Origin of the sequence: Gracilibacillus oryzae (assembly GCF_009498735.1) — a bacterium.
In the GTDB taxonomy this organism is placed as follows: Bacteria; Bacillota; Bacilli; order Bacillales; family Amphibacillaceae; genus Gracilibacillus; species Gracilibacillus oryzae.
In genome coordinates this window covers 74956-99914 of the sequence record NZ_ML762432.1, presented here as the reverse complement: position 1 = coordinate 99914, position 24959 = coordinate 74956, and the positions used below count along the sequence as shown (strand labels likewise).

General features: G+C 36.7%; 24 protein-coding genes and 1 other RNA gene. 6 read left to right on the top strand and 19 right to left on the bottom strand.

Annotation, left to right across the window (positions count from 1 at the left end; all coding sequences use genetic code 11):
• Positions 1 to 184 precede the first annotated feature (184 nt).
• The 5 genes from F9U64_RS12835 to F9U64_RS12815 all read right to left on the bottom strand — a co-directional run bounded on the left by F9U64_RS12835 (position 185) and on the right by F9U64_RS12815 (position 3371).
• Positions 185 to 958 (bottom strand): iron ABC transporter ATP-binding protein, encoded by a 774-nt coding sequence (locus tag F9U64_RS12835; protein WP_153404097.1) that lies wholly within the window; start codon positions 956 to 958, stop codon positions 185 to 187.
• Positions 955 to 1908, bottom strand: coding sequence for an iron chelate uptake ABC transporter family permease subunit (locus F9U64_RS12830; protein ID WP_153404094.1), 954 nt, complete (start codon positions 1906 to 1908; stop codon positions 955 to 957). Before F9U64_RS12830 ends, F9U64_RS12835 begins: the two co-directional genes overlap by 4 nt.
• The gene (locus F9U64_RS12825; RefSeq protein ID WP_153404091.1) at positions 1898 to 2851 is read right to left on the bottom strand and encodes an ABC transporter permease; all 954 of its coding nucleotides are present in this window, start codon (positions 2849 to 2851) and stop codon (positions 1898 to 1900) included. The genes F9U64_RS12830 and F9U64_RS12825 overlap by 11 nt, the downstream gene beginning before the upstream one ends.
• A gap of 169 nt (positions 2852 to 3020) precedes the next feature.
• Positions 3021 to 3167 carry a hypothetical protein gene (locus F9U64_RS12820; protein WP_153404088.1) on the bottom strand — a complete coding sequence of 49 codons (147 nt, stop codon included), beginning with the start codon at positions 3165 to 3167 and terminating at the stop codon, positions 3021 to 3023.
• Positions 3168 to 3371, bottom strand: a complete 204-nt coding sequence (locus F9U64_RS12815) for a hypothetical protein (protein WP_153404085.1) — start codon at positions 3369 to 3371, stop codon at positions 3168 to 3170.
• 84 nt (positions 3372 to 3455) lie between these two features.
• On the opposite strand from F9U64_RS12815, the gene F9U64_RS12810 reads away from it, so the two are divergent.
• Genes F9U64_RS12810 through F9U64_RS12800 form a run of 3 tightly spaced genes read left to right on the top strand, consistent with a single transcriptional unit; the run spans position 3456 to position 6261 of the window.
• A complete protein-coding gene (locus F9U64_RS12810) occupies positions 3456 to 4043 on the top strand; it encodes an anthranilate synthase component II (protein ID WP_153404082.1) in 588 nt (195 codons plus the stop codon).
• Entirely contained in the window at positions 4040 to 5785 is a 1746-nt protein-coding gene (pabB, locus tag F9U64_RS12805; RefSeq protein WP_153404079.1) for an aminodeoxychorismate synthase component I, read from the top strand. The genes F9U64_RS12810 and pabB overlap by 4 nt, the downstream gene beginning before the upstream one ends.
• A 47-nt stretch (positions 5786 to 5832) precedes the next feature.
• A complete protein-coding gene (locus tag F9U64_RS12800; RefSeq protein WP_153404076.1) occupies positions 5833 to 6261 on the top strand; it encodes a BrxA/BrxB family bacilliredoxin in 429 nt (142 codons plus the stop codon).
• A 98-nt stretch (positions 6262 to 6359) separates the two neighbouring features.
• Here F9U64_RS12800 and F9U64_RS23515 read toward each other — a convergent pair whose 3' ends face one another.
• From F9U64_RS23515 to secG, 12 genes are all read right to left on the bottom strand, one after another.
• Entirely contained in the window at positions 6360 to 7592 is a 1233-nt protein-coding gene (locus F9U64_RS23515) for a coiled-coil domain-containing protein (protein WP_323125855.1), read from the bottom strand.
• Between the two features lie 191 nt (positions 7593 to 7783).
• Positions 7784 to 8416 carry a YesL family protein gene (locus tag F9U64_RS12790; RefSeq protein ID WP_153404071.1) on the bottom strand — a complete coding sequence of 211 codons (633 nt, stop codon included), beginning with the start codon at positions 8414 to 8416 and terminating at the stop codon, positions 7784 to 7786.
• A 23-nt stretch (positions 8417 to 8439) separates the two neighbouring features.
• Positions 8440 to 9279 carry a carbohydrate ABC transporter permease gene (locus tag F9U64_RS12785; protein WP_153404068.1) on the bottom strand — a complete coding sequence of 280 codons (840 nt, stop codon included), beginning with the start codon at positions 9277 to 9279 and terminating at the stop codon, positions 8440 to 8442.
• Positions 9280 to 9281: 2 nt separating this feature from the next.
• Positions 9282 to 10181 carry a carbohydrate ABC transporter permease gene (locus F9U64_RS12780; RefSeq protein WP_407647325.1) on the bottom strand — a complete coding sequence of 300 codons (900 nt, stop codon included), beginning with the start codon at positions 10179 to 10181 and terminating at the stop codon, positions 9282 to 9284.
• Positions 10182 to 10250: 69 nt separating this feature from the next.
• The gene (locus F9U64_RS12775; RefSeq protein WP_153404063.1) at positions 10251 to 11570 is read right to left on the bottom strand and encodes an ABC transporter substrate-binding protein; all 1320 of its coding nucleotides are present in this window, start codon (positions 11568 to 11570) and stop codon (positions 10251 to 10253) included.
• 132 nt (positions 11571 to 11702) lie between these two features.
• Entirely contained in the window at positions 11703 to 13229 is a 1527-nt protein-coding gene (locus tag F9U64_RS12770; RefSeq protein ID WP_153404060.1) for a response regulator, read from the bottom strand.
• Positions 13204 to 14985, bottom strand: a complete 1782-nt coding sequence (locus F9U64_RS12765; protein ID WP_153404057.1) for a sensor histidine kinase — start codon at positions 14983 to 14985, stop codon at positions 13204 to 13206. The genes F9U64_RS12770 and F9U64_RS12765 overlap by 26 nt, the downstream gene beginning before the upstream one ends.
• A 227-nt stretch (positions 14986 to 15212) precedes the next feature.
• Positions 15213 to 15577, bottom strand: a transfer-messenger RNA (tmRNA) gene (gene ssrA, locus F9U64_RS12760).
• Between the two features lie 140 nt (positions 15578 to 15717).
• Positions 15718 to 16179 carry an SsrA-binding protein SmpB gene (gene smpB / locus F9U64_RS12755; protein WP_153404054.1) on the bottom strand — a complete coding sequence of 154 codons (462 nt, stop codon included), beginning with the start codon at positions 16177 to 16179 and terminating at the stop codon, positions 15718 to 15720.
• 234 nt (positions 16180 to 16413) lie between these two features.
• Positions 16414 to 18690, bottom strand: a complete 2277-nt coding sequence (gene rnr / locus F9U64_RS12750; protein WP_153404051.1) for a ribonuclease R — start codon at positions 18688 to 18690, stop codon at positions 16414 to 16416.
• Positions 18691 to 18730: 40 nt separating this feature from the next.
• The gene (locus F9U64_RS12745; RefSeq protein ID WP_153404048.1) at positions 18731 to 19471 is read right to left on the bottom strand and encodes an alpha/beta hydrolase; all 741 of its coding nucleotides are present in this window, start codon (positions 19469 to 19471) and stop codon (positions 18731 to 18733) included.
• A 108-nt stretch (positions 19472 to 19579) separates the two neighbouring features.
• Positions 19580 to 19813 (bottom strand): preprotein translocase subunit SecG, encoded by a 234-nt coding sequence (gene secG / locus F9U64_RS12740; protein ID WP_153404044.1) that lies wholly within the window; start codon positions 19811 to 19813, stop codon positions 19580 to 19582.
• A 163-nt stretch (positions 19814 to 19976) separates the two neighbouring features.
• Between secG and F9U64_RS12735 the strand changes: the two genes are divergently transcribed.
• From F9U64_RS12735 to ptsP, 3 genes are all read left to right on the top strand, one after another.
• Complete coding sequence (locus tag F9U64_RS12735; protein ID WP_153404042.1) at positions 19977 to 20891, top strand: alpha/beta hydrolase; 915 nt, start codon at positions 19977 to 19979, stop codon at positions 20889 to 20891.
• Positions 20892 to 21051: 160 nt separating this feature from the next.
• Positions 21052 to 21321, top strand: a complete 270-nt coding sequence (locus F9U64_RS12730) for a phosphocarrier protein HPr (RefSeq protein ID WP_153404039.1) — start codon at positions 21052 to 21054, stop codon at positions 21319 to 21321.
• A 7-nt stretch (positions 21322 to 21328) separates the two neighbouring features.
• Entirely contained in the window at positions 21329 to 23044 is a 1716-nt protein-coding gene (ptsP, locus tag F9U64_RS12725) for a phosphoenolpyruvate--protein phosphotransferase (RefSeq protein WP_153404036.1), read from the top strand.
• Between the two features lie 85 nt (positions 23045 to 23129).
• Here the strand turns inward: ptsP and F9U64_RS12720 are convergent, their stop codons facing one another.
• Together F9U64_RS12720 and eno are read right to left on the bottom strand one after the other, a co-directional pair.
• Complete coding sequence (locus F9U64_RS12720; protein ID WP_153404033.1) at positions 23130 to 23441, bottom strand: rhodanese-like domain-containing protein; 312 nt, start codon at positions 23439 to 23441, stop codon at positions 23130 to 23132.
• Between the two features lie 665 nt (positions 23442 to 24106).
• The coding region (eno, locus tag F9U64_RS12715; RefSeq protein ID WP_228275706.1) for a phosphopyruvate hydratase at positions 24107 to 24959 on the bottom strand (853 nt) is incomplete at its 5' end.

Below are 24959 nucleotides of genomic sequence, written 5' to 3'. Positions count from 1 at the left end.
TTGGTAATGATAATCATTATCATTGATAACAATTATCATTATATACTGACTTACCATTAGCGTCAATAGTATTTTTTCTTTTTTCTGATTTTTCTGTCCACTTATCATTTATAAGTTGTTAAAACGGCTTAAAGAAAGAGGATCGGGGAAACTTTTCTTTAAGCCGTTTTCTATCATGATTGAATTAGCTGGTAGTGTGCGAATTAAAGTAGACACATATCCGGCAGCCATCTTGTTCCTGAATGGGGATATCCATATCGTAAATCTCTCTCAAAGCAACCGAATTAATTATTTCATTCGTTGGTCCATTCTTGACAAGCTTTCCGTCTTTTAATGCAACAATACGATCTGAATAAACTGAGGCAAAGTTAATATCATGTAAGACAATGACAACTGTTCTTCCCAATTCATCTACAAGTTTGCGCAATATCTTCATAATTTGTACTGAATGCTTCATATCCAGGTTATTTAATGGTTCATCAAGTAAAATATAGTCTGTATCCTGGGCAATAACCATTGCAATAAATGCACGTTGTTTTTGCCCGCCGGATAATTCGTCTAAGAATTTATCCTCCATATCTTTCAAGTTCATATATTCTATCGCCTGATCAATAAACCTGTTATCTTCAGCAGTTAATCTTCCTTTTGAATAAGGATAACGCCCGAAAGCCACCAATTCTCTTACAGTTAACCGAACATTGATATAATTTGCCTGTCTCAATATAGAAACACGCTTTGCAAATTCCGTTGACTTCCATTTTTTCACATCATTTTTATCAAGTAATACTTCTCCTGTGTCTGCATCCAATAATCTGCTTACCATTGAAAGAAGTGTAGATTTACCAGCCCCATTTGGCCCGATAAATGATGTAATCATACCTGGCTCGATTGTTACGGAGACATCTTCTACTACAGGCTTTTTCCCATATTGTTTCGTTAGTCCCTTTATTTCGATCATTTTGCAGCCCTACTTTCATTTAATAATAGGTAAATAAAGTAAATACCACCGACGAAATTGATTATAACACTAATTGTAGTCCGCAATTCCAAGACATGTTCTACAAGAAATTGACCACCTACTAGAGCAACAATACTAAACAAGCTGGCACCAAGTATGATAACAGAATGCTTGTATGTCACAAAAAACTGGTAGGACAGGTTTGCCACAATTAAACCAAAGAAAGTAATTGGTCCTACTAGTGCTGTAGATGTAGCAATCAAAACGGATGATAAGATTAGTATATTCATTACCATTCGGTCATAGTTAATCCCAAGGTTGATCGCATTCTCGCGGCCGAGTGACATAACATCCAACTTTTTCATGATGAAATATCCATAAATAAAGGCAATCAGTAAAATTCCGAAAGCTATGTATAACAATTCAGCTTTTACTTTTGTAAAAGATGCAAATAATAGAGATTGTAACCCTAAGTATTCTACCGGATCGATCAATACTTGAAGAAATGTTACTAAACTACCAAGAAGTGTCCCAATAATCATCCCAATTAATAGAAGCAGATAGATTGGATGTTTATCGGCACGAAACAAGAACCGGTATAACAGGAGCGCGAATACAACCATTGCAGTTATCGCTGCACCAAAATTCAAATATTTATTTACTATCCAGATTGACATAGAACCTGCAAAGAAGTAGATTACTGTCTGGACTACCTCGTACATTGATCCAAGTCCCATTACAGAAGGTGTCAGAATACGGTTATGTGTAACTGTCTGGAATACAACGGTGGAATAAGAAATGGCTATTCCTGTAATAACCATTGCCGCCACTTTAATCATCCGTCTCGGAAACGCATAATCAAATCCGCCCTTAATATCATAAAAACCGTATAATAAAACTGAAATAATGACCAATACAAATAATAATAGTAATTTCGTTCTATTTCGCATATGCTCTCCCCCTAAATAACATAATTAAGAAGATCGCACTGCCAATAACAGCCACCGTAACATTGACTGGTATTTCATATGGGTGAATAATAATACGACCAATAATGTCACAGATTAATAGGAAAACGACCCCTAATAACATGGTATATGGTATAGTTTTGCGCAGATTATCCCCTAAGTAGATGGATACTATATTTGGTACAATTAGTCCCAAGAAAGGTATTACCCCTACAGTTAATACAACTGTTGTCGAGATAATGGCAACAAGGATAAGACCAATATTTAATACCACTTTATAACTCAGGCCTAAATTCTTCGCAAACTCTTCCCCCATCCCTGCGACTGTAAATTTATTTGCATAAATATAAGCTAAAATAACTGCTGGAATACTTACATACAGCAATTCATACCGGCCAGAGATAATCAAGGTAAAACTCCCCATTAACCATGCGGAAATATTTTGAATAAGGTCTGCCTCATAGGCAAAAAATGTTGTTATCGATGATAGAATATTCCCGTACATAATACCGATTAATGGTACAAAGATAGCATCTTTAAATTTGATCCGGTCAAGAAGCTGCATAAATACCAATGTTCCGACTAAAGCAAAGGCAAAGCTGAAAATAACCTGCTGTGTATAAGTTACGTTTGTAATAAAAAGCATAGAAATTAAGATTCCTAGTTTTGTTGCATCTAACGTTCCTGCCGTAGTCGGGGAAACAAATTTATTGCGGCTTAAAGCCTGCATAATCAGACCCGCAATACTCATTCCTGCTCCTGCCAAAATAATTGCCATTAAGCGAGGTACTCGACTGATTAAGAAAATCTGTGTTTCATCAGAGCTCCAATCCAATAAATCACTAATTTTAATATCAATTGCACCTATGAATAATGAAATAAATGACAGGATAATAGTTGCAATCACTAATATCCAAAGTTTCATATGTAATCCTCATAACCTATTAAATTCTCAGTGTGATAATTGAAAATGATTATCATTCCAAGTGCGTTTTTATTATAACGAAAAGTATATAGAAAGTCAACAGGAGATCAATGATTTCCCCTTGCTGCTATAAGGATAAACCGGCTTCTTAATCTATATGAAGAAAATATTAATTTGCTCCTTTTTGTACTTTTATTGCTGCTTCTTGCGACTTTCCTGCTTCTTCTTGCGACTTCCCTGCTTCTTCTTGCGACTTTCCTGCTTCTTCTTGCGACTTTCCTGCTTCTTCTTGCGACTTTCCCGCTTCTTCTTGCAACTACCCTGCTGCTTCTTGCGACTTTCCTGCTGCTTCTTGCGACTTTCCTGCTTCTTCTTGCGACTTCCCTGCTTCTTCTTGCGACTTCCCTGCTTCTTCTTGCGACTTCCCTGCTTCTTCTTGCGACTTTCCTGCTTCTTTTTGCGACTTTCCTGCTTCTTCATCCGTATATTCCGCTTTTTCTTTTACTGACAGACTCTTCATAAACCAATTATTTCTGCTAGCTTTTTAAAAACTCACTGTTAAGATATAATACTTACTAACGTTATTTTAAAGTGAGGGAAAATTGTGATTTTAATTATTGATAATTATGATTCATTTACATATAACCTGGTCCAGTATTACAGGGAATTATCTAAAGAAGTCGTCGTTTATCGCAATGATCAAATCTCCATTGCGCAAATCAAGTCATTAGATCCTGAATTGATTGTATTATCACCAGGTCCAGGTACGCCTAAGGACTCGGGAATTTGTCTGCCTATATTAAAAAATTTGTATACAGACACCCCCATTTTCGGTGTTTGTTTAGGTATGCAAATTATTGTAGAGTTTTTTGGCGGATCGATTGTTTCATCAGGCCAGCCAATGCATGGAATAAATTCTTCGATTTCTCATAATCAGACTGGTGTATTTCAGAATTTGCCATCGCCACTAAGTGTGACAAGATACCATTCGCTGGCAGCTGACAAATGTAGCTTCCCGGATGATTTATTAATTACAGCCGAAACAAATGACCAATTAATTATGGCAGTAAAGCATACCAATTTGGCAATTGAAGGGGTACAATTTCATCCTGAAGCAATCTTAACAGAGCATGGATTTGAAATTGTACAAAATAGCCTGCTGTTAAACAAACCGAAGGAAGTGATAAAATGACTCCCTTTCTCCAATTTGATTTCAGTGGAATGGAAAAGAACTTTGCTAATCCAATTAAAGTGATTACAGCAAGGAGTATTGCAGATGCAGACACTGCATTTAATGAGGTGGAAAGAGCATTAAATAGCGGCTATTATGTTGCAGGGTTTGTTTCATACGAGGCTGCACCAGCGTTTGATCATAATTTTGCAGTAAATAAGAAGAGTTCGTTCCCTTTAGTGTGGTTTGGTGTGTTCGCAGAGGAAACAACTTCCGTACCAAGACAAGAGTTATCATACAATATTTCCTCATGGCGGAATACTATTATAAACGACCATTATGATCAGATGATGAAAAAAATAAAATCACTTATCAAGCAAGGTTACACATATCAAGTCAATTACACTACTCGACTATGTGCTAATTTCCAAGGAAATAGTTTTCAGTACTATCAGCAATTAAGAAAAAATCAGCAAGCTCCATATAGTGCCTTTATTGACATTGATGATTACCAGATTCTATCCATATCGCCGGAATTATTTTTTCAAGTAAATGATGGAATGATTACTACAAAACCAATGAAAGGAACGATTAAACGCGGGAAAACAATGGAGGAAGATAAGCAATTACAAGAGCAATTACATGCCTCTGTCAAAGATCGTGCGGAAAATGTTATGATTGTTGACCTATTAAGAAATGATCTAGGCCGAATTGCGAAACCAGGCAGTGTCCATGTGAAAAAATTGTTTGAGATTGAGCAGTATCCTACAGTACATCAAATGACTTCCACCGTTGAAGCGGAAATAGAAGAAAATAAAACTGTATGGGACTGGTTTCAAGCATTATTTCCATGTGGCTCAATTACCGGTGCTCCGAAAGTAGAAACAATGAAATATATTGCTGAAATGGAAACAACCCCTCGTGATGTCTATTGTGGGGCAATCGGCTGGATTGGACCAGACAGGCAAGCGATATTTAATGTACCTATTAGAACAGTGTGGATTGATAATAATTCTGGGGATGCATTTTATGGGACGGGAAGTGGTGTAACATGGAATTCCTCTAGTGCAAGTGAATACGAGGAATGGATGCAAAAGGCAGCCTTTTTAGTCGAAAATCGCCCATCATTTTCGTTACTTGAATCCATTTTATTAGAAAATGGAGAATATCCAATGCTTGATTATCATCTGCAAAGATTAATGAATTCGGCTAATTATTTTTCCTTTCATTGCAAAAAAGAGGACCTCATTGAGCAATTGTTAACTTGTGCAAATAATATTCCAGAGGGAAAGTATAAAATTAGGTTACTGCTTAACCAGGACGGGAACAGTACCATTGCATCAGAAAAAATTGAGCAAATCAAACAACCAATTAAAGCGGTTTTGGCAAATGAACCAGTAAGTATTGATAATGTATTTTTGTATCATAAAACTACGAATCGAGAAATTTATCAGCAGTTTGATCAGCATTTACCACAAGATTATTTAACTACATTGCTTTGGAATGAAAATAAACAGATAACAGAGTTTACAATTGGAAATGTTGTGTTTGAGAAAGATGGGAAATTTTATACACCACCTGTAACGGATGGATTATTAAACGGAACTCTCCGTGCAAAATTGATTGAAGAAAAAGTGTTAGAGGTTAAGCAAATATATCTCACCGACATTCCGCAATTTGACCACATATGGTTTATTAATAGTGTAAGAGGCTGGTTGAAAGTGAAATTAAGTCAATCAAATTATTCGTCTAGTTCATTGTAATTTGGTAAAATGCTGATAATAGGTGCAATTTAAGGAGGAACAAACGAATGAATGCATATGAAGAATACATGCGAGAAGTCGCTCGACCTATGAGAGAAGAACTAACCAATGCTGGCTTTGAAGAATTAAATACACCAGAAGAAGTAGATCAATTTATGAAAGAGAACAGTCAACCAGCTCTGGTTGTGATTAATTCAGTGTGTGGTTGTGCTGCAGGCTTGGCAAGACCTGCTGCAATACATTCATTAAAAAATGAAAAGAAACCACAGAATCTTGTGACAGTATTTGCTGGTCAGGATAGAGAAGCAACTGCCCAAATGAGATCTTATTTTACGGATATCGAACCCTCTTCTCCATCAATGGCAATCGTTAAAGACGGCGAGCTGCAGTATTTTATTCCCAGAGAACAGATTGAAGGTTTTGAGGTTGAAGAGATTATTAACCAATTAACTGAAGCATATAATAAATATTGCTAAATGGTTATTTAAGAAAGGCCGGACAATCACGGCCTTTCTTTCTTTTTTACACAAAAAAGTCAGGAACTTATTAAAAGTTCCTGACTTTTTGCCTCTTATTATTGTACTACGCGGCGTACGTGTCCTGAAAAAGTACTTGCCCAATAGCCACTGCTCATGTCAGCGACAGCTACACCTGTAGAGTTTTGTGAACCGATAAATTTATTGTTTCCAAGGTAAATACCAACATGGCCATTTGTTTTATATGTATTAAAGAATACAAGGTCACCTGGTTTCATTTCGCTTGTGGAAACTTTCACACCTACTCCGGACATTCCTGATGTGCTAGCTGGTAAGCTTATACCACCTTGTCTGAAGGCCCAGCTTACAAAACCTGAGCAATCAAAACGCCCATTTGCAATATCATATGCATTTCTTCCGCCACCAAAAACATAAACAGAGTTACCAATATATCTGTTACCAGCATTTATAATTGTCTGCAGATTTCCCGTAGCAACAGAAGTAGATCCTGAACTTTGCGGCAAACTTGAAAGTTCAGAAGATCCTGAATTTACATTTGCAGCTGGCTGGCTTTGTAATATTTCCTGTTGACGTTTCGCTTCTTCTATAGCTTTTTCTTTATTTGCTAAGATTTCATCTTCAATTTCCAAGTCATCCAGTACTTCCTGATTTGCTTCCTGCTTTTGCTCTAGTTCTTCTTTAACCGCTTCATTTTCGTCTTTTTGATTTATAATCTGTTTTTGCATTTCTTCATATTCAATCGCCATCTCTTCTAATTCAGACAGCTTTTGATCAAGTGAAGCTTTGTTGTTTTCTAACTTCTGCTTATCAGTCTCCTGTGCATCAAGTAAGTCCTGGTCAGCAGTTGTTATTTTTGTTACTAGTGAAAAGCGGTCAATAAAATCTAAAAAGTCTGTTGCTCCAAAAAGAACTTCAAGGTAACTGCTTGTTCCGCCACTTTGCTGCATTGATGAAATTCTTTCTTTTAAAATCTCATTCCTGCGATCAATGTCTTTTTGCAGTTCACTTATCTCGGCTTCAAGATTTTTTACTTCTTCTTCTACTTTCGTGATATTATTTTCCGTATCCTGCATTACTTTCTCATTATCTTTAATCGCTTCTTCTAATCGATGCAATTTTTCTGTCAACGTAATTAATTCTTCTTTAATGCTTTCAATTTCAGATTGTTTTGCTTCTATGTCAGTTTGTATTTCAGAACGTTGTGCTTGAATTTCGGCTTTTGTCTCTGCTTGAACAGAATTACTATGTACAAAAAATAAACTTGTTACAACTGTTGCAGTTACTGCTGCTTGTTTCATAAATAACTTCATATCTCGCACTCGTTTCCCCTGCCTTCAATCTATTAAATGTAGTAGCGAATATAGATGTAAAGGGTTATCTATTAATATCTCTATCTATTCACTAGCAACAGTGTAACATAGAAATATGTCATTTTTATTAGCGAAATATTACATTTATATTTCAATTTCGTATTTTATGTTTAAAAATAAGATTAATTATTCTATTCTTCTACCAATTTCTTGTCATCATATTGTTCCTTCTTTTGTTGAATTCTATCGAAAGCTTTCCTTGCCGGCATCATTAGCGCGATCGACAGCAAACTTATACTGAAGAAAAAAAGCAGTGGTTGAAGATGCCATAAAATAAAGCTGATCCCAAACACTCCAAAAGCCATAATGATTGTCTTTAAAGGATTCAGGATCATAATAAAGAATGAACTTTTGAAAACTTCGATGATCCTCATTTCATAATAAACAAATACAGGAAAAACATACATTACCGTCAGAAAAAATAAAAGACTGATAAACAGAAACGGTATCGTCAGTAATAACACATAATTGTGAGGAGCAACGGTAATAAAGACAAAATCCAGATAAAGAATATATCCGAACAGACTTATAATAAAACCAAGAATATTGGCATTTTTAAAAGATGTGCGGAATGTTTGCCAGAATGTTTGAAAAACCGGAATATCACTATCCCCTGAAATCCACTTTTTCGATACCATAAAAGTGGCTGCAGTAGCAGGAAATACCCCCAGAACTACTGCACCCATAAGTGTAAACAAGATCCATAATATATTTAAGTATGCAACATTCGCAATCCATTCCAGGGCTTTATTCACTGCTTGCATTTTTCCCACCTCTTTTGATGTTTTTAACCTTTTAAACCACTTGTGCTGATTCCTTCGACAACATAACGCTGGAAGATGAAGAAGATAACAAAAACCGGAATAAGTGAAACTGTTGACATTGCAAACATTGCTCCCCAGTTTGATACTGTCTCATTACTTAAAAACATATTTAATGCCATTGAAACAGTGTATTTCTCCGGGCTGTTCAAATATAAAACAGGTCCAAGTAAATTATCCCATGTCCAGTAGAATGTAAAAATTGCCGTTGTGGCAAGTGCTGGTACAATTAATGGCAAGATGACTCTGTAGTAAATCTGGAACGTATTACAGCCATCGATTGTTGCAGCTTCATCCAACTCTCTCGGAATTGTCCGGATAAATTGAACAAGTAAGAAAATAAAGAATGGATGACCGAAATATGCCGGTACAGCTAATGGCTTCAAGGAATTAAGCCAGCCTAATTCTGCGAAAATGATATATTGAGGGATCATGACAACTTCATATGGAAGCATCAAGGTCATAATCATAATTGCAAACCAGAAATTCCGACCAACAAATTTCAGCCGAGCAAATCCAAATGCGATTAAGGAACAGGAAATTAAATGACCTACTAATACAAACGCTACAAAGACAGCAGTATTTTTAATGAAGGTACCAAACCCGTAATCACCGAAACCTTCCCATCCAATCGCATAATTTTCCAGGACAAAAGGATTAGGAATTAACGACTCTGCTGTCACAAAAATATCTGAGCTTGGTTTAAAGGAACTCATAATAAGCCAAATAACCGGATAGAGTAACAGAATAGCGAATCCACCAACAAGAACATGGTAAATCAGCTTTTTAATATGTTTGGATTTCATTTTTATCTGCCCCCTTCTGATTCATAATGCACCCAAAATCTTGAAGTGAAGAAAATGATCGATGTTAATATCGCAATAATAATTAACATGATCCACGCCATAGCAGATGCATAGCCCATGTGGAAGAACTCGAAACCTTGCTTGAATAAATATAGGGAGTACAGCAATGTACCATCCAACGGACCGCCAGTACCTTTTGAAATAATAAATGCAGGTACGAATGTCATAAATGCCCCAATTGTCTGCATGATAGCATTAAATAAAATAACGGGACTTAACATTGGCAGCGTGATATTGAAAAACTTTTGGAAAAAGCTTGCCCCATCAACACTTGCTGCCTCATAGTAACTCTGTGGTATTGACTTTAATCCTGCCAGGAAAATTAACATTGAGGAACCGAATTGCCATACTGATAAGAAAATCAACATCCATAATGCTGCTGTCGGGTCCCCAAACCACCTGACTGCATCGATACCGATAAAACCAAGCGCAAGATTAACAATCCCGTCATCACCAAAGATTTGACGCCACATGATGGCAACCGCAACACTTCCTCCGATTAATGAAGGAAGGTAATACATGGTACGATACAAACCGACTGCCCTTGATGCTGTATTCAGCAACATGGCAACAATCAGGGCAAACGCTAATCGTAAAGGAACACCAGCAAATACATAGATAAACGTAATTTTTAATGAATGTAAATAACGCGGGTCTTCTGTAAACATTTGAGTAAAGTTATCTAAACCTATCCACCGTGGTGGAGAAAACAAATCATATGAAGTAAAGGAAAAATATAAAGATGAAATGATTGGTATTATCGTAAAGGCCAGGAAACCAATAATAAATGGACCAATAAACAGGTAGCCCCATAAATTCTGCTTCATATGTGATTGCAACATAATCAGCTCCCTTCCAGCTTGTTTAAAATGATAGCTGATCTATAATCAGATCAGCTATCATCTCTAATATTAGTTACCTAGAATACTTTCTGCCTGTGTTCTGAAATGTGTTGCTGCATCTTCCGGAGTTATTTCTCCATAGGCCATTTGCTCAGAAAGACTTGTTAATAATTCGATAATCTCTCCTGCACCTGCCGGATCTGCCGGCCCCATAGGTGTACTATTGTTCTCAACCCATTCAATATATTCGAATACTTGTGCTTGTGAATCGGAAACTTCTGATTTTAATGCTTCAAGCACTTCCGAATTGATCGGCACACCTCTGTCACCTAAAATGACTTTATTAGCTTCCACATTGTTGACGAAAAAGCTGATAAATTTTGCAGCTTCTGCTTTTGCTTCGGAATTCTCTGCAACAGAGAAGAACATACTAGGCTTCAGGAAAAGTCCCTCTTCCATGGTTGGACCAGGCATTGGTGCAATTTCAAAATCTAATCCAGATAACTCCTCTAATCCAACGAATTGATTCGACCATTGGAAAATACCTACACCTTCGCCTTTAATAATTGGATCATCTTCCGGCCCAGCTAATTGTGCTAAGAAATCAGGGGTAGGTGTTGCACCTTTTTCCACTTCTTCTGTCGTCATGGAGAAAAAGTCTACAAACAATTGGTCATCCTCATATCCTAACCCGCTGCCATCTTCTGCATATAAACGCGCCCCATTTGTACGTAAATAGTAGTTGAAGAATACATCTGCCTGGAATCCATTATCAAAATACATTCCTGCATCAGCAGCTGCCTGGGACATTTCCTGGAAGTCATCCCAAGTCCATCCTTCAGGAATTTCATCATATCCGATCTCTGATAATTTCTGTGGATTATATTGGAATCCTACTGCATTAACTCCTAAATTAAAGCCAAATAAATTATCGTCAATTCTTCCTGCATTAACATTGTCTTCTGATATATTGCTCACATCAATTTCATTTTCCAGAAATGGTGTCAAGTCAGCTAACTGACCGTTTTGTGCATATTGAGAAAGATAGGATAAATCCATTGCAATAATATCTGGTAATTCATTAGCTGCAGCTTGTGGAGCTAGTTTACGCCAATAGTCTTCCCAGCTTGCATATTCCGGCTCGATTGTCACGTGGGGATTTTGTTCCTCATACATCTTGATTACTTCTAATGTACTGTCGTGTCTTGTCTGCTCACCCCACCATGCGATTCGCAGTGTAACATCCTCACCAGAAGCCTCTCCGGACTCATTCCCTGTTTCTTCTGTTCCGCCATCTGTGTTTGTTTCCTCCGTACCATTTTCACCGCCACATGCAGCTAAGATTAATACGGTCATGAAACCTAACAGCAAATACAAAGATTTTTTCATTTCTTTCCCTCCCCTTTTTATAGACGCTTACTGTAAGCGATTACAGATTAATCATATCATTTTTCCACAATATTCTATGATAGAAAAAACAGAGATAAATGTTTAAAAAAAAGAGTTTTCGTAAGCGGTTTCTCAATCTGGATTTTTGATGATTTCTGATGGTGTGAATCCTTTGATCCTTTTGAACAGCTGGCTAAAATATTGCGGATTCGTACCAAAGCCCAGTCTTTCCGCTAATTCAAAAACTTTGATATCTTCTTCCAATTCAATGATTTCAATCGCTTTATTAATTCGGGCATTAGTAACATAGGAAGAAAAACGCTGACCAACTTCTTTTTTAAATACCTTGCCTAAATAATCAGCATTCATAAAAAGACAATTATTCGCTAACCATTGTAATGATAATTCTGGATTATGGATTTCTTTCTCTATCCATTCCATTAATTGTTGTACAACTGCAGAATACCTTCTTGGTGCTGGGTCAGTTTTTATTAGTTCCGTAAACAATTGATCAAAGAAGTGATAAAATGTTTCTAAATGTAAAAAACTTTCCAATTTTGAAATTGTTTCAAATCGGTCTTCCTGCATGACAGAATGAAGTTTACTCATTAACAGCAGATAAAATTGAATGAAATATCCTTTGGCAATTTTAGGACTGATTTTATGTTGTTTCAGTTCTTCGCCAAACTGTGTGATCAAGGTCATAGCTTTTTCATCAGATTGTTTCTTTAAATGAACAATCAGTTGGTTTAAATCTAGTTGTGAAGTGTCTTCAATATTTGTTTGAAATTCTATAAAATTATCAGATGAAATAACTTGTCCTTTAGATTGATAAAATAGTTGCATAATGAGATCATAATAATTCAATTTGGTATCTATAATCCCTTTTACGGAGTATTGCGGGGAGATAACTATTGACCAGTTGTTTTGCCTTGTATCTTGATATAATTTAATTTTTTCCGCAATTTTATTATCTGCTTCCAATAACACAAGTAAGTTATTATCAATAATTGTACTTATAAGTGCTTTCGTATCAAAAAATGCGGCCAAATCAGCCCATTGATTTTCTGCTAACATTGTATTTGCTTTTTCACAGTGAAATAGGATCAATTGATATTGATCCCTTTCAAATTTCGAGTAAATGATATTGCTCATTTTTTCATACAATTCTTTTGCAGGTGTTATGTCGGTAAGAAATCGCTTTAATATGTCTTCCTGTTCATATTCAGATAATTTAGAGGCTTCTTGCTGAATCGTCTCCATATATTGGAGAGTTTGCTCTTCTTCCTTCTTTTCTAATATTAACTCACTTAAGGCTTCTGAAATCTGATTTTCATTACATGGTTTCAAGAGATAGTGTCTTACACCAAATTTCATTGCTTGTCTTGCATACTCAAACTCATCGTAACCTGATAAAAATATCCATTTTACAGAAGGGAACTTTTCGCTCGCTTTGGCAACAAGACCGATTCCATCAAGGCCGGGCATCGTGATGTCTGTAATCACGATATCCGGCTCCTCCTCTTCTATCAAAGCTAATGCCTCTAATCCATTCATTGCTTTTCCAATCAATTCTGTTTGATGATTTTCCCAGTCCACAATAATCGAAATTCCGTCTAAAATCATCCGCTCATCATCTACCAGCAGCACTTTGTACATATTGATCTTTTGCCTCCTTTGGCAGGATAATCACAACTTTTGTCCCTTTATTTTGTTCACTTTCCATTCGTAGTCCATAATCATTACCAAATAAAATTTTAATCCGTTCACTTATATTTTTTAACCCAATTCCGTTTCCTTTAGGCTCGTACTCTCCTTTCCTAACATTGTGCAGATGACTAACTGTCATTCCCGGTCCGTTATCACTGATGATTATTTCAATATTCTGCACCGTTTCTTTAATTTCCAGGATTATCTCGCACCTGCCCATCATTTCCTGTAAGCCATAACGGATTGAATTTTCTACAAGTGGCTGTAATATAAATTTAGGAACATCCATTCTAAGTAAATGTTCCGGAATATGTTTGGTAAAATAAAGCCTGTCTTCAAAACGGTATTTCTGGATGGTGATATAATGATCCACAATTGATATTTCTTCACTTAATGGAATAAGTGTGCTTTTCATATTGATGGAAGCTCTGAGAACATAGCCAAGTGATTCGGCCATTTGTGAAATCTTTTTCTCTCCGGCAATTTTGGCTGACCAATTAATTGATTCTAATGTGTTATATAAAAAATGCGGATTTACTTGAGCTTGCAATGCTTTGAATTCAGATTCCTTAATTAACAATTGCTTTTTATAGTTTTCTTCTATTAAATAATTGATTTGGTTCATCATTTTTTTAAAGTTTTCATGCATTTGGCCAGCTTCATCTTTCGTAAAATAACTTTCTGTGTTTAAATCCTCGTAATCAAAATGACCAGTCTGCACCTTTTTCATTTTGCGGTTTAAGCTTTCAATTGGATTGACAATCGTGCCAGTAAATTTAGAACCTAAGAAGATGACGAATAAGAATAAAGCTAAATATGTAACAAAAACAGCAGTTCTTGCTTGGGTTATGACCATAAACAAGTTACTGTATGGAGTAAGTATCATGTAAGTCCAGCCTAAATCACTGGCTTCTGAGTATGTCAGGAAATATCGTTCTTTATTAATTTTTACTATTTGGTACCCTTGTTTATTAAGCGCAAAGTGTGATGGTTTTACCTTTTCAATTGGCGTTTCATTTGTAAAAATCTGTGTTTCTTCCTGATCAAATATTAAGAAGCTCGTATCCTCGTCCTCTAGATTACTAGTAATCTCGTTGACAATTTCTTTAATGTCCACACGAATTCCCACTGTCCCTAATTTTTCAAAAGAGAAAGTTAAATACTCACGGATATCCCGTGCAACAATGATCGAATCATCCTCCTCTGTCGGTGATAACCAGGCAGCACCGCCCTCTTCTTGTTCCGTTAATCTCTTTATCTGATTTAATCTTTGTTTGCTCAAATTCTTTAAAGCTATACCGCTGGCATATTCTCTGTCAAAATTATCATATACCTGAATTGATTGTACATATTTACTAAGTGCCCCAATATCTATTAGCCTTTTCCTTAACTCTGCACCAATCATATATCGATTGTAGCTAGATTCTGTATCAGCCAATTCGATCAAGTATGACTGAACATATGTATCTGTTGAAATTTGATAAGACAGTCTTTCTAATTTTCTCAATTCCGCTTCAATGGAGTTGGTCGATACCTGTAACGCTTGGGCAGATTGACGGTAGATTTCTTTATTATACAGATGAAAGGCATATTGAAGGATTGATACCCCGCCTATACTGAATGTAAGCAAGACAAGGAATGTTAAAATAACCATTTTATGTTTAAGCCTTAAATTTCTGTAATAAGTCTTCAGTAGATGGATCATTGAATCACTTCATTTCTGAAATTTTTGCTAACGCTTACACATAATGCAATTTTATTATACTTATTTATATCTGCCAGCGTCAAATCAACCTACGTTATATAATGAGAAAAAGCGCCATCTGTAACGGCAGATTGGCGCTGAACATTAATATATTCTATTATAAACAAATGAATAGAGTAAACTTATGAGATAGTCCGAAAACACAAAAAAACCACCAACATATGTATTGGTGGAGACGGTGGGAATCGAACCCACGTCCAAGGATATCGGCACTCAGGCTTCTACACGTGTAGTTGGTATATTCGCGATTTCGCTAACTGTTCTGCCTACCAACAGGCGTCCGAGCAGCTAGTCTGATTAGTCTCTTCTGCAAATCCCCAGACGGAGGATCACAGCGTAGCCCACTAATAAGTGAGACCCTTCAATCTGCCACATGGGCGATGGCAGGAAGGATCCTTTAGTCAGTGCTTAGGCAGCTGCTAAAGAGTAATTGTTTTCTTTGCCAGTTATTATTGGCGTTAACGTTTTACGAGTCGTAACCTCGACGCGCAACCTGAGCTCGACCTACCCCTGTCGAATCCGTAACGTCCCCTTAATAATAAGAAGATACGGATAAGAGTTATCTAAGCTCTTATATATGAAATTGTTATGAATTGTCTAACCGAATCAACAAATATAATTATAACACATCTCTAGCAAAATTCAAGTAAACAAGATTTCCAATTTCCGTTATTAGCCTCGATCTTTTATCGCACGGTCCATATCCCGCTTTGCCTGCTTTTGTTTTAAATCTTCACGCTTATCATATTTTTTCTTCCCTTTACCCAGCCCAATTAATATCTTGGCAAAACCGTTTTTGATATAAACCTTTAATGGAACTAAAGAATATCCCGCTTGTTTTGATTCACCGATTAGTTTATCAATTTGTTTGCGGTGGAGTAATAATTTTCTTGCTCGTGTTGGTTCATGATTGTAGCGGTTCCCCTGTTCATATGGAGAAATATGCATATTATTTAAATATACTTCTCCATTTCGGATTGTTGCAAAACTGTCTTTTAAATTTACTTGTCCCTTACGAATAGATTTAATCTCTGTACCTTGCAGTACTATTCCTGCTTCATAGGTTTCTTCTATAAAGTAATCATGTCTTGCTTTCTTATTTTGGGCGATTGCTCTTCCGTCATTCTTTACCATGGCTTGTTCCTCCTAAATGTTACGTAAACATATTGTAGCAAAAATCATAAAAATGCGCTAATGGAGGAAGCAATTACATAATTTGAATGAGAAAAACGCTCATTCGCTCACCTTTTAGCAAATGGGTTATTTTATCTGGAACTTAAAAATTCCACTACGCAGTCCAACACTTCCGTGCAGTATTTATCATTTCCTAACGTGTAAAAACAGGAAACAGAAGGCTCGAAAGCACTTCTATTTCCGCTTCTTTTTTCGACCGTTTTTCTTTTTCTTTGCTTTCACACCAGATTTTTGCGCTTTTTTGGCAGTCTTTTTCAAACCGCCTTTATCTCTTCTTGCATTTATGACTTTTGGCTCTTCTTTTCTTTCTCTGCTTTTTCTCGGTCTCATTCCCACAATTTCAAAGTCGACAGAGCGCTCATCTAAGTTAACTTGAGCGACTTTCACCGTGATGGCATCACCTATTTGAAACACATTTCCTGTTCGTTCCCCGATCATGGAATAAGATCGTTCATCAAAATGATAATAATCGTCAGTTAAATAGCTGACATGAACTAATCCTTCTACTGTATTCGGCAATTCCACAAATAAACCGAAGTTTGTTACAGAACTGATAACACCCTCAAATTCTTCGCCAATTTTATCCTGCATAAATTCGGCTTTCTTGAGGTCATCCACTTCTCGTTCTGCGTCAACTGCTGCTCTTTCTTTCATTGAAGCTTGACGAGCGATGTCAGGCATTTTCTCTTTCCAATGATTTCTCGTTTTTGCATCTAGCTTTCCTTCAATTAAATAAGTACGAATAAGACGATGGACAATCAAATCCGGATAACGTCTGATCGGTGAAGTAAAATGAGTGTAAAACTCTGTTGCTAAACCAAAGTGACCAATACTCTGAGGATCATATTTGGCCTGCTTCATTGAGCGCAACATCAACTTAGAAATTATCATATCTTCATCTGTTCCTTGAACTTCATCCAATACTTGCTGTAATGCCTGTGGATGAATTTCATTCGAGGTTCCCTTTACGACATACCCAAACCTTGCAATAAATTCAAAGAATGTCTGTAATTTTGATGGGTCTGGATCTTCGTGAATACGATGAATAAAAGGAACATCCATCCAATGGAAATGCTCGGCAATTGTTTCATTGGCACATAACATAAATTCCTCTATTAGTTTTTCACCAACTGATCGTTCCCTTATTACTACATCCTCTGCTTTTCCAGATTCATCAACAAGCACCTGTGCTTCTTTAAAATCGAAATCAATTGCACCACGGCCAAAGCGCTTATTACGAAGAATTTCGGCCAGATCACGCATATCTTCAAACATTGGTACAAGAGAGTTATATCGTTCTTTAAGCTCCTGATCGTCCTCAACTAATATCTGGTTCACTGCTTTGTATGTCATTCGTTCTGTTGTGTTAATGACACCCTGGAAAATTTCATGGCTGACAACTTCCCCTTTTGCATTGATCTCCATATCACAACCAAGTACAAGACGGTCCACCTGTGGATTTAATGAACAAATTCCATTTGACAATCGATGTGGAATCATCGGAATTACGCGATCAACTAAATAAGCACTTGTTCCTCTTTCAAATGCTTCCTTATCAATTGGAGAATCTTCTTTCACATAATGAGTCACATCAGCAATATATACACCTAATTTATAATTACCGTTAGAAAGTTTTGATACGGTAACTGCATCATCTAGGTCTTTCGCATCTGCACCATCTATCGTCACAATAGTTTCTTGCCTTAGATCCCGTCGATCTTTTAAATCTGCCTCAGAAATTTTCTCTGGAACACTTTCTGCCTGATCCAGTACTTCCTGAGGGAAATCGATCGCTATGCCGTTTTTATAAATTATGGATAAAATGTCCATACCAGGATCATTTTTATGTCCCAGAATTTGAACAACTTCCCCTTCTGCACTCATTCGTCCTTCAGGGAATTTTGTGATTTCTACAATAACTTTATGACCGCTGACCGCCCCTTTAGACTGTCCTTTCGGTACAAAGATATCATTAGGAATTCTTTTATCATCTGCAATAACAAAGCCAAATGCTCCATTGTCATCGTATGTTCCGACAATTTGCTTTGTATGTCTTTCGATAATCCGGACAACAACACCTTCCGCGCGTTTTCCGTCATCATCTCTCTGGTCTACTCTTACGAAGACAATATCACCATTCATTGCTGACTGTAAATCAGCGGCATTTATATAGACATCTTCCATTGCTTCATCATCCGGAATGAGGAAAGCAAACCCTTTTGCATGCATCTGAATTCTTCCTCGAATCAGATTCATTTTTTCTGGCAAACCATAACGATTTTTCTTTGTCCGGATTAATTCACCGTTATTCTCTAAGTGATTTAATGCTTTCATCAGCTCGGTAAATTCTTCACTGCTATCCAATTGCAAACTTTCTTCTATTTCTTGGACAGATAGTGGTTTAGTCGCATTTTCTTGAAAAAAATCCAATAATTTCTGTTGTAGATCCATCCAATTCACCTCTTTCTATTTCTATTATTATTATGGCAAATTACCAGTCAAGTGATGCGAAAAATTCAGCAATATCTTTATGTAGTTCATCCTTAGCATTACTAAATGTAATTGCATGACCGGCGTTTTCGTACCATTTAATCAGTTTCTGATCAGATTCAACTGTCTGATAAATATAATTCGCACTTTCTGTGTTAATCATCTTGTCATTTGTCGCCTGGACAACAAATGCTGGTGTATAGAGCATATCAATATCTTCTTTTACGCGTTCAATTGATTCAGCAATTTGCTTAAACAGTTCTTTAGAATTTTCCAACAATCGGTTTATCTCTTCTTGAATTGTCTCATCATCTTTTTTCTCTAATTGTTTATATTCTTTCGCAAACTGTCTGAATCCAATCGTTAATTGTTCTTCATTATCAAAGAACATAGGCGAACACATTGTAACAACTGCCTGAAGCGGATTATTACATGCAAGCCTTAGACCTAATACACCTCCAAGGGAAAGTCCGGCAACTGCAATTTTTTCGTATCCTTCTTTTTTTAAATACTGATAGGCTTCCTGCACATCTTCCCACCATTGATCTGCAGTGACATCGATCAGTTCCTCCGGTGATTTTCCATGACCTCGGTAAATAGGGGCATAGCATGTATATCCCAGACTGTTCAAGTATCTTCCAAGCATTCTTACATCTGCAGAATGACCAGTAAAACCATGTAATAGTAATACCGCACGCTCGTCTCCTTTAAACATAAATGGCTCAGGCTGTTTCATTTTCATTTGGATTCATTCCCTTCCGTATGATTCTGTAATTGAAAAGAACACCCTTCGCATTATTGCAAAGGATGCCCTTATTATTGTTATGACCCTATTCCTAATACAAGGGAATTATAACAAGTAAGCAATAGAAAAAGTTAACAGAAAGAATAACACTCCTGTAATGATTGTACCTTTTTGCAGTACTGCGTCAATTCCTCTTGCTTTTTGCTTGCCAAATAATTGTTCAGCTCCACCTGAAATAGCTCCAGACAAACCTGCACTTTTTCCTGATTGTAATAATACAAAAACAATTAATACGATTGCATCAATAATTAGCAAAATCATTGCCGTTGTTGCTAACATGTTGCAAACACCTCCTAGACGTACAAATACATAATATCAATTTAGCACAATATGTCTATGTTTAGCAAGTTTTTTTGCAATTTTTCTATTATAGAGGATGTTCCAAAAGCAGTTGTAGACATGGTAAAATATAGTGAACCTACCAATCATAGAGGTGATGATAATGCAAACAAGTAAATGGCTGGCAATGTCTGATCAAATTCCTGTCTATTTAAGGATGTGGAATCAAGTGAAAAGTCCGCGTGCAATTGTTCAAATCGTCCATGGTATGGCAGAACACATCGAAAGGTATGATGATTTCGCAACATTCCTTAATAGTCAGAACATACTCGTATATGGAAATGATCATAGAGGGCATGGGAGAACAGGTGAAAAGCAAAACAAGATGGGGTACTTTTGCCATGAGGACGGATTTGACCGGGCTGTTCGCGATCTAATGGAAATCACCGAGTGTATTCAACAGAAAAACCCTGCATTGCCTATCTTCTTAATTGGACATAGTATGGGATCATTCTTTACCAGAAGGTATTTAACTTTACATAAGGAAAGGAATGTTTCCGGAGTTGTCTTAATCGGGACAGGGTACCAACCTTCCTCTATATTAAAAGCAGGAAAAGCGCTTGTTAAATCAATATCCAGAATAAAGGAAAAGACAGCTCCTGGCCAATTTATGAATAAACTCACATTTAATCAGTACAACAAGAGAACGGAGAAGGAAACAGAATTTGACTGGCTCTCTACGGACAGAGAATTGGTCAGAGAATATATAAAAGATCCTTTATGCGGCTTTATCCCAACAAATCAATTTTTTTATGATTTATATGAAGGAATTGACAAGATCCAGCAAAAACGGGCAATTGCTCAGATAAACAAACAAATTCCTCTATTATTTCTGTCGGGAGAAGACGATCCTGTGACAAACTACGGAGAAGGCATGAATTCTGTTGCGCGTTTATATCCATCAGATGATAAGGAATTAAAGATATATCCGAAAATGAGACATGAAATACTTAACGAACATGAAAAAGAAATAGTATTTCGGGATATACTAAACTGGATCAATAAACAAATTACTTGATAATTCGACATACAGTCATTATAATGATGTTGCTACTTTTATTGATTTTTTACAAAAATTTTAAACTTTTCAATCGATATCTTGAAAATTAACAATAAAAAAGAGTAAAATTAAAAGGTAGCAATACATTAATCATATATTTAACAGGAGGTTTTTTACTATGGCAGTAGAAAAAACAGTAACAATCACAGACGAAACAGGAGTTCATGCTCGCCCGGCGACAGTTCTTGTAAATAAAGCAGGAAGCTATTCTTCAGATATGACTTTAGAATATAACGGAAAGTCCATTAACCTGAAATCAATCATGGGAGTTATGTCACTTGGTATCCCTCAAGGTGCAGAAATCAAAGTTATTGCTGAAGGTTCTGATGAGCAGGAAGCTGTAGACGGTGTAGTGGAAGTAATTAAATCAGAAGGACTAGGAGAGTAATTCTTTCATGAGTATTTTAACAGGTATTGCAGCATCAAATGGTATCGCCATAGCGAAAGCATATAAATTGGCAGTTCCAGACCTTTCTTTTACGAAGAAAGCGATTGAAGATGCAAAAAGTGAAGTAGAACGCCTGACAAATGCATTAGAAGTTTCTAAATCAGAATTAGAAAAGATTAAAGAACATGCGAGAACTTCTCTTGGAGACGAACATGCTGAAATCTTTTCTGCTCATTTGCTTGTGTTAAGTGATCCGGAATTAATTAATCCAATTAAAGATAAGATTGAAACGGATAAGGTTAATGCAGAATTTGCGTTAGATGAAACAGCTCAAATGTTTATTCAAATGTTTGAAAATATGGACAATGAATATATGAGAGAAAGAGCTGCGGATATTAAAGACGTAACAAAACGTGTAATGGCACATTTATTGAATGTATCATTCCCGAATCCTGCTTTAATCAATGAAGAAGTTGTTGTTATTGCAGAAGATTTAACACCATCTGATACTGCTCAATTAAACAAGCAATTTGTTAAAGGTTTTGCAACAAATATTGGCGGTAGAACTTCTCACTCTGCAATTATGGCTAGATCTCTTGAAATTCCGGCAGTAGTTGGTACAAAAGAAGTTACTTCAACTGTTAAAGAAGGAGATCTTCTGATCATTGACGGAATTGATGGACAAGTTATTATTAACCCTTCAGATGATGAAGTTACTAAATATACGCAAAAACAAGAAGAATTTGAAAAACAGAAACAAGAATGGGCAAAACTAAAAGATGAGCCTACTACCTCTTCAGATGGAACTCATGTGGAATTAGTAGCTAATATCGGAACACCAGAAGACGTAGAAGGTGTATTAAACAATGGTGGTGAAGGTGTTGGTCTTTACCGTACCGAATTCCTTTATATGGGTAAAAATAGTCTGCCTACTGAAGATGAGCAGTTTGATGCTTATAAATCTGTATTAGAACAAATGGGCGAAAAACCTGTTGTTGTTCGTACACTTGATATTGGTGGAGACAAAGAATTACCATATTTGGAATTACCTGATGAAATGAACCCATTCTTAGGTTACCGTGCAATTCGTCTCTGTCTGGAACGTGATGATATTTTCCGTACTCAATTACGCGCACTTCTTCGTGCAAGTACATATGGAAACTTAAAAATTATGTTCCCAATGATTGCAACGTTAGATGAATTCCGTCAGGCAAAAAAAATCTTATTAGAAGAAAAAGACAAATTAATTGCTGAAGGTGTGGAAGTCTCTGATTCCATTGAAATTGGTATTATGGTTGAGATCCCATCAACGGCTGTAATTGCACGTCAATTTGCGAAAGAAGTTGATTTCTTCAGTATTGGAACAAATGATTTGATTCAATACACACTGGCTGCTGACCGTATGAATGAACGTGTTAGTTATTTATACCAACCATACCACCCGGCTATCTTAAACCTTGTTAACAATGTTATTGAGGCAGCACATGCTGAAGGCAAATGGGCTGGAATGTGTGGAGAAATGGCTGGTGATTCTATTGCAATTCCGATTCTTTTAGGATTAGGTTTAGATGAATTCAGTATGAGCGCAACATCTATTTTACCTGCTCGTACACAAATCAAAGGCCTGTCAAAAGAAGAGATGCAATCATTCAAAGATCAGCTGTTAAGCATGAACACTGCTGATGAAGTAGAAGCTTTTGTTCGTGAGAAAACAAATCAGTAATATATAGAGATAAAATCCTTTCTAGAAATAAATAGGCTTATCCTTTACAGGATAAGCCTATTTTATATCGACAACAATTGTCTAATTACTTCTCGTCTGGTATTTCTACATCATCTTCCCATGCCAGCATCCCGCCAGCCATATTTGTTGCTTGAATACCTTTTGCTTCTAAATATTCTGTTGCGCGGCCACTGCGTCCTCCAGAACGGCAAACCATATAGTAATGTTTACCTTCCTCTAACTCATTGATACGCTCTGGAATTTCGCCTAATCGAATATGTTTTGCACCAGGAATGATACCTCCTGCAACTTCTTCATCTTCTCTTACATCAATAATATTCAGCTTTTCTCCGCTTTTCAATTTCTCAGCTAACTCAGCAGGCTGTATTTCTTTCATAGTAGTTACCTCCAAATAAATTAATCATCCACATTATAACACGTAAACCGCCCAATAGCGCAATGTTAGCCCCTCGGAACTGTTTAGACTTTATATTTAAACATAAGCCGTATTTTCGGACATTGATTATGGTTGCACTCAGGTACTAATTTTGTAAATGCAATTGCTCCGCTGGGGGAAAACAGTCGCTTTCTGTGGGCACGGCTTCAGCTAACTTGTTAAAGAAACCCACTTTAACAAGTGGATCTTCAGCTCGCGCTGTTCCCACAAGAGTCTCCTATTTTCCCCCAGCTATTTATAGAGTTCTAGACCAATGAGAGCAACGAATAGTGAACTGAATGTGGTGTTTATATCAAATATGACGTTGCACGTAAATTATATGCCGTAATATCAGCATTTTAAAAATAAAGAACTGTAATTCTAGTGGAGTAAATAAACGTAGTCTCCTATGGGATCAGAGTCCTAGGCGAGACCCCGCAGTGAGCGGTTTTTGCGAGCGAGGAGGCTTGACAGACGCCCATGGAAAGCGAAGTTTATTTACGGAACGGCAATATTGCACACTTCAGCTGAGTCATTCTTCGCACTACACTTTCTGTTATATCTTCTGCTTGTTATATAAAAAAAGATGAACTCTGGTTGTCAGAGTCCATCTTTTGGTTATATGCTTATTTGTTTAAGTTATAGAACGCTGTTTGGCCTGCGTATTTTGCTGAAGAAGCTAATGCGTCTTCGATACGTAGTAACTGGTTGTATTTCGCTACACGGTCTGTACGAGACGGTGCACCTGTTTTGATTTGACCAGCGTTTGTTGCAACAGCGATATCTGCAATTGTTGCATCTTCTGTTTCACCAGAACGGTGAGAGATTACTGCAGTGTAACCAGCACGTTTCGCCATTTCGATTGCTTCGAAAGTTTCTGTTAATGTACCGATTTGGTTTACTTTTACAAGGATAGAGTTACCTACACCTTGCTCGATACCTTGCGCTAGACGTTTAGTGTTTGTAACAAACAAGTCATCACCAACTAATTGTACACGGTCGCCGATACGATCTGTAAGAAGTTTGTGACCTTCCCAGTCATTTTCATCTAATCCATCTTCAATAGAAACGATTGGATATTTGTTGATCATTTCTTCGTACCAAGAAACCATTTCTTCAGAAGTACGAACAACGCCTTCACCTTTCAGGTTGTATTTGCCATCTTCGTAGAATTCAGAAGATGCTACATCCATTGCAAGCTTAACTTCTTCACCTGGCTTGTAACCAGCTGCTTCGATTGCTTCAATAATTGTAGAAAGAGCTTCTTCATTTGAACCAAGGTTTGGAGCAAATCCACCTTCATCACCTACAGCTGTGTTCAAGCCTTTTCCACTTAGTACTTTCTTCAAGCTGTGGAAAATCTCTGCACCCATACGAAGTGCTTCTTTGAATGTTGGAGCACCTACAGGCATGATCATAAATTCCTGGATATCAACATTATTATCTGCATGCTCTCCACCATTTACGATATTCATCATT

What these genes read in the sequence shown, in the direction of transcription:
- F9U64_RS12785 (WP_153404068.1), bottom strand. Translation starts at nt 9,279, where the DNA reads ATGAAATCCAAACATATTAAAAAGCTGATTTACCATGTTCTTGTTGGT.
- F9U64_RS12780 (WP_407647325.1), bottom strand. Translation starts at nt 10,181, where the DNA reads ATGTTGCAATCACATATGAAGCAGAATTTATGGGGCTACCTGTTTATT.
- rnr (WP_153404051.1), bottom strand. Translation starts at nt 18,690, where the DNA reads ATGGATCTACAACAGAAATTATTGGATTTTTTTCAAGAAAATGCGACT.
- F9U64_RS12765 (WP_153404057.1), bottom strand. Translation starts at nt 14,985, where the DNA reads ATGATCCATCTACTGAAGACTTATTACAGAAATTTAAGGCTTAAACAT.
- F9U64_RS12730 (WP_153404039.1), top strand. Translation starts at nt 21,052, where the DNA reads ATGGCAGTAGAAAAAACAGTAACAATCACAGACGAAACAGGAGTTCAT.
- F9U64_RS12800 (WP_153404076.1), top strand. Translation starts at nt 5,833, where the DNA reads ATGAATGCATATGAAGAATACATGCGAGAAGTCGCTCGACCTATGAGA.
- F9U64_RS12815 (WP_153404085.1), bottom strand. Translation starts at nt 3,371, where the DNA reads ATGAAGAGTCTGTCAGTAAAAGAAAAAGCGGAATATACGGATGAAGAA.
- smpB (WP_153404054.1), bottom strand. Translation starts at nt 16,179, where the DNA reads ATGGTAAAGAATGACGGAAGAGCAATCGCCCAAAATAAGAAAGCAAGA.
- F9U64_RS12770 (WP_153404060.1), bottom strand. Translation starts at nt 13,229, where the DNA reads ATGTACAAAGTGCTGCTGGTAGATGATGAGCGGATGATTTTAGACGGA.
- secG (WP_153404044.1), bottom strand. Translation starts at nt 19,813, where the DNA reads ATGTTAGCAACAACGGCAATGATTTTGCTAATTATTGATGCAATCGTA.
- F9U64_RS12835 (WP_153404097.1), bottom strand. Translation starts at nt 958, where the DNA reads ATGATCGAAATAAAGGGACTAACGAAACAATATGGGAAAAAGCCTGTA.
- F9U64_RS12735 (WP_153404042.1), top strand. Translation starts at nt 19,977, where the DNA reads ATGCAAACAAGTAAATGGCTGGCAATGTCTGATCAAATTCCTGTCTAT.
- F9U64_RS23515 (WP_323125855.1), bottom strand. Translation starts at nt 7,592, where the DNA reads ATGAAGTTATTTATGAAACAAGCAGCAGTAACTGCAACAGTTGTAACA.
- F9U64_RS12825 (WP_153404091.1), bottom strand. Translation starts at nt 2,851, where the DNA reads ATGAAACTTTGGATATTAGTGATTGCAACTATTATCCTGTCATTTATT.
- F9U64_RS12775 (WP_153404063.1), bottom strand. Translation starts at nt 11,570, where the DNA reads ATGAAAAAATCTTTGTATTTGCTGTTAGGTTTCATGACCGTATTAATC.
- F9U64_RS12790 (WP_153404071.1), bottom strand. Translation starts at nt 8,416, where the DNA reads ATGCAAGCAGTGAATAAAGCCCTGGAATGGATTGCGAATGTTGCATAC.
- ptsP (WP_153404036.1), top strand. Translation starts at nt 21,329, where the DNA reads ATGAGTATTTTAACAGGTATTGCAGCATCAAATGGTATCGCCATAGCG.
- F9U64_RS12830 (WP_153404094.1), bottom strand. Translation starts at nt 1,908, where the DNA reads ATGCGAAATAGAACGAAATTACTATTATTATTTGTATTGGTCATTATT.
- F9U64_RS12720 (WP_153404033.1), bottom strand. Translation starts at nt 23,441, where the DNA reads ATGAAAGAAATACAGCCTGCTGAGTTAGCTGAGAAATTGAAAAGCGGA.
- F9U64_RS12745 (WP_153404048.1), bottom strand. Translation starts at nt 19,471, where the DNA reads ATGAAAATGAAACAGCCTGAGCCATTTATGTTTAAAGGAGACGAGCGT.
- pabB (WP_153404079.1), top strand. Translation starts at nt 4,040, where the DNA reads ATGACTCCCTTTCTCCAATTTGATTTCAGTGGAATGGAAAAGAACTTT.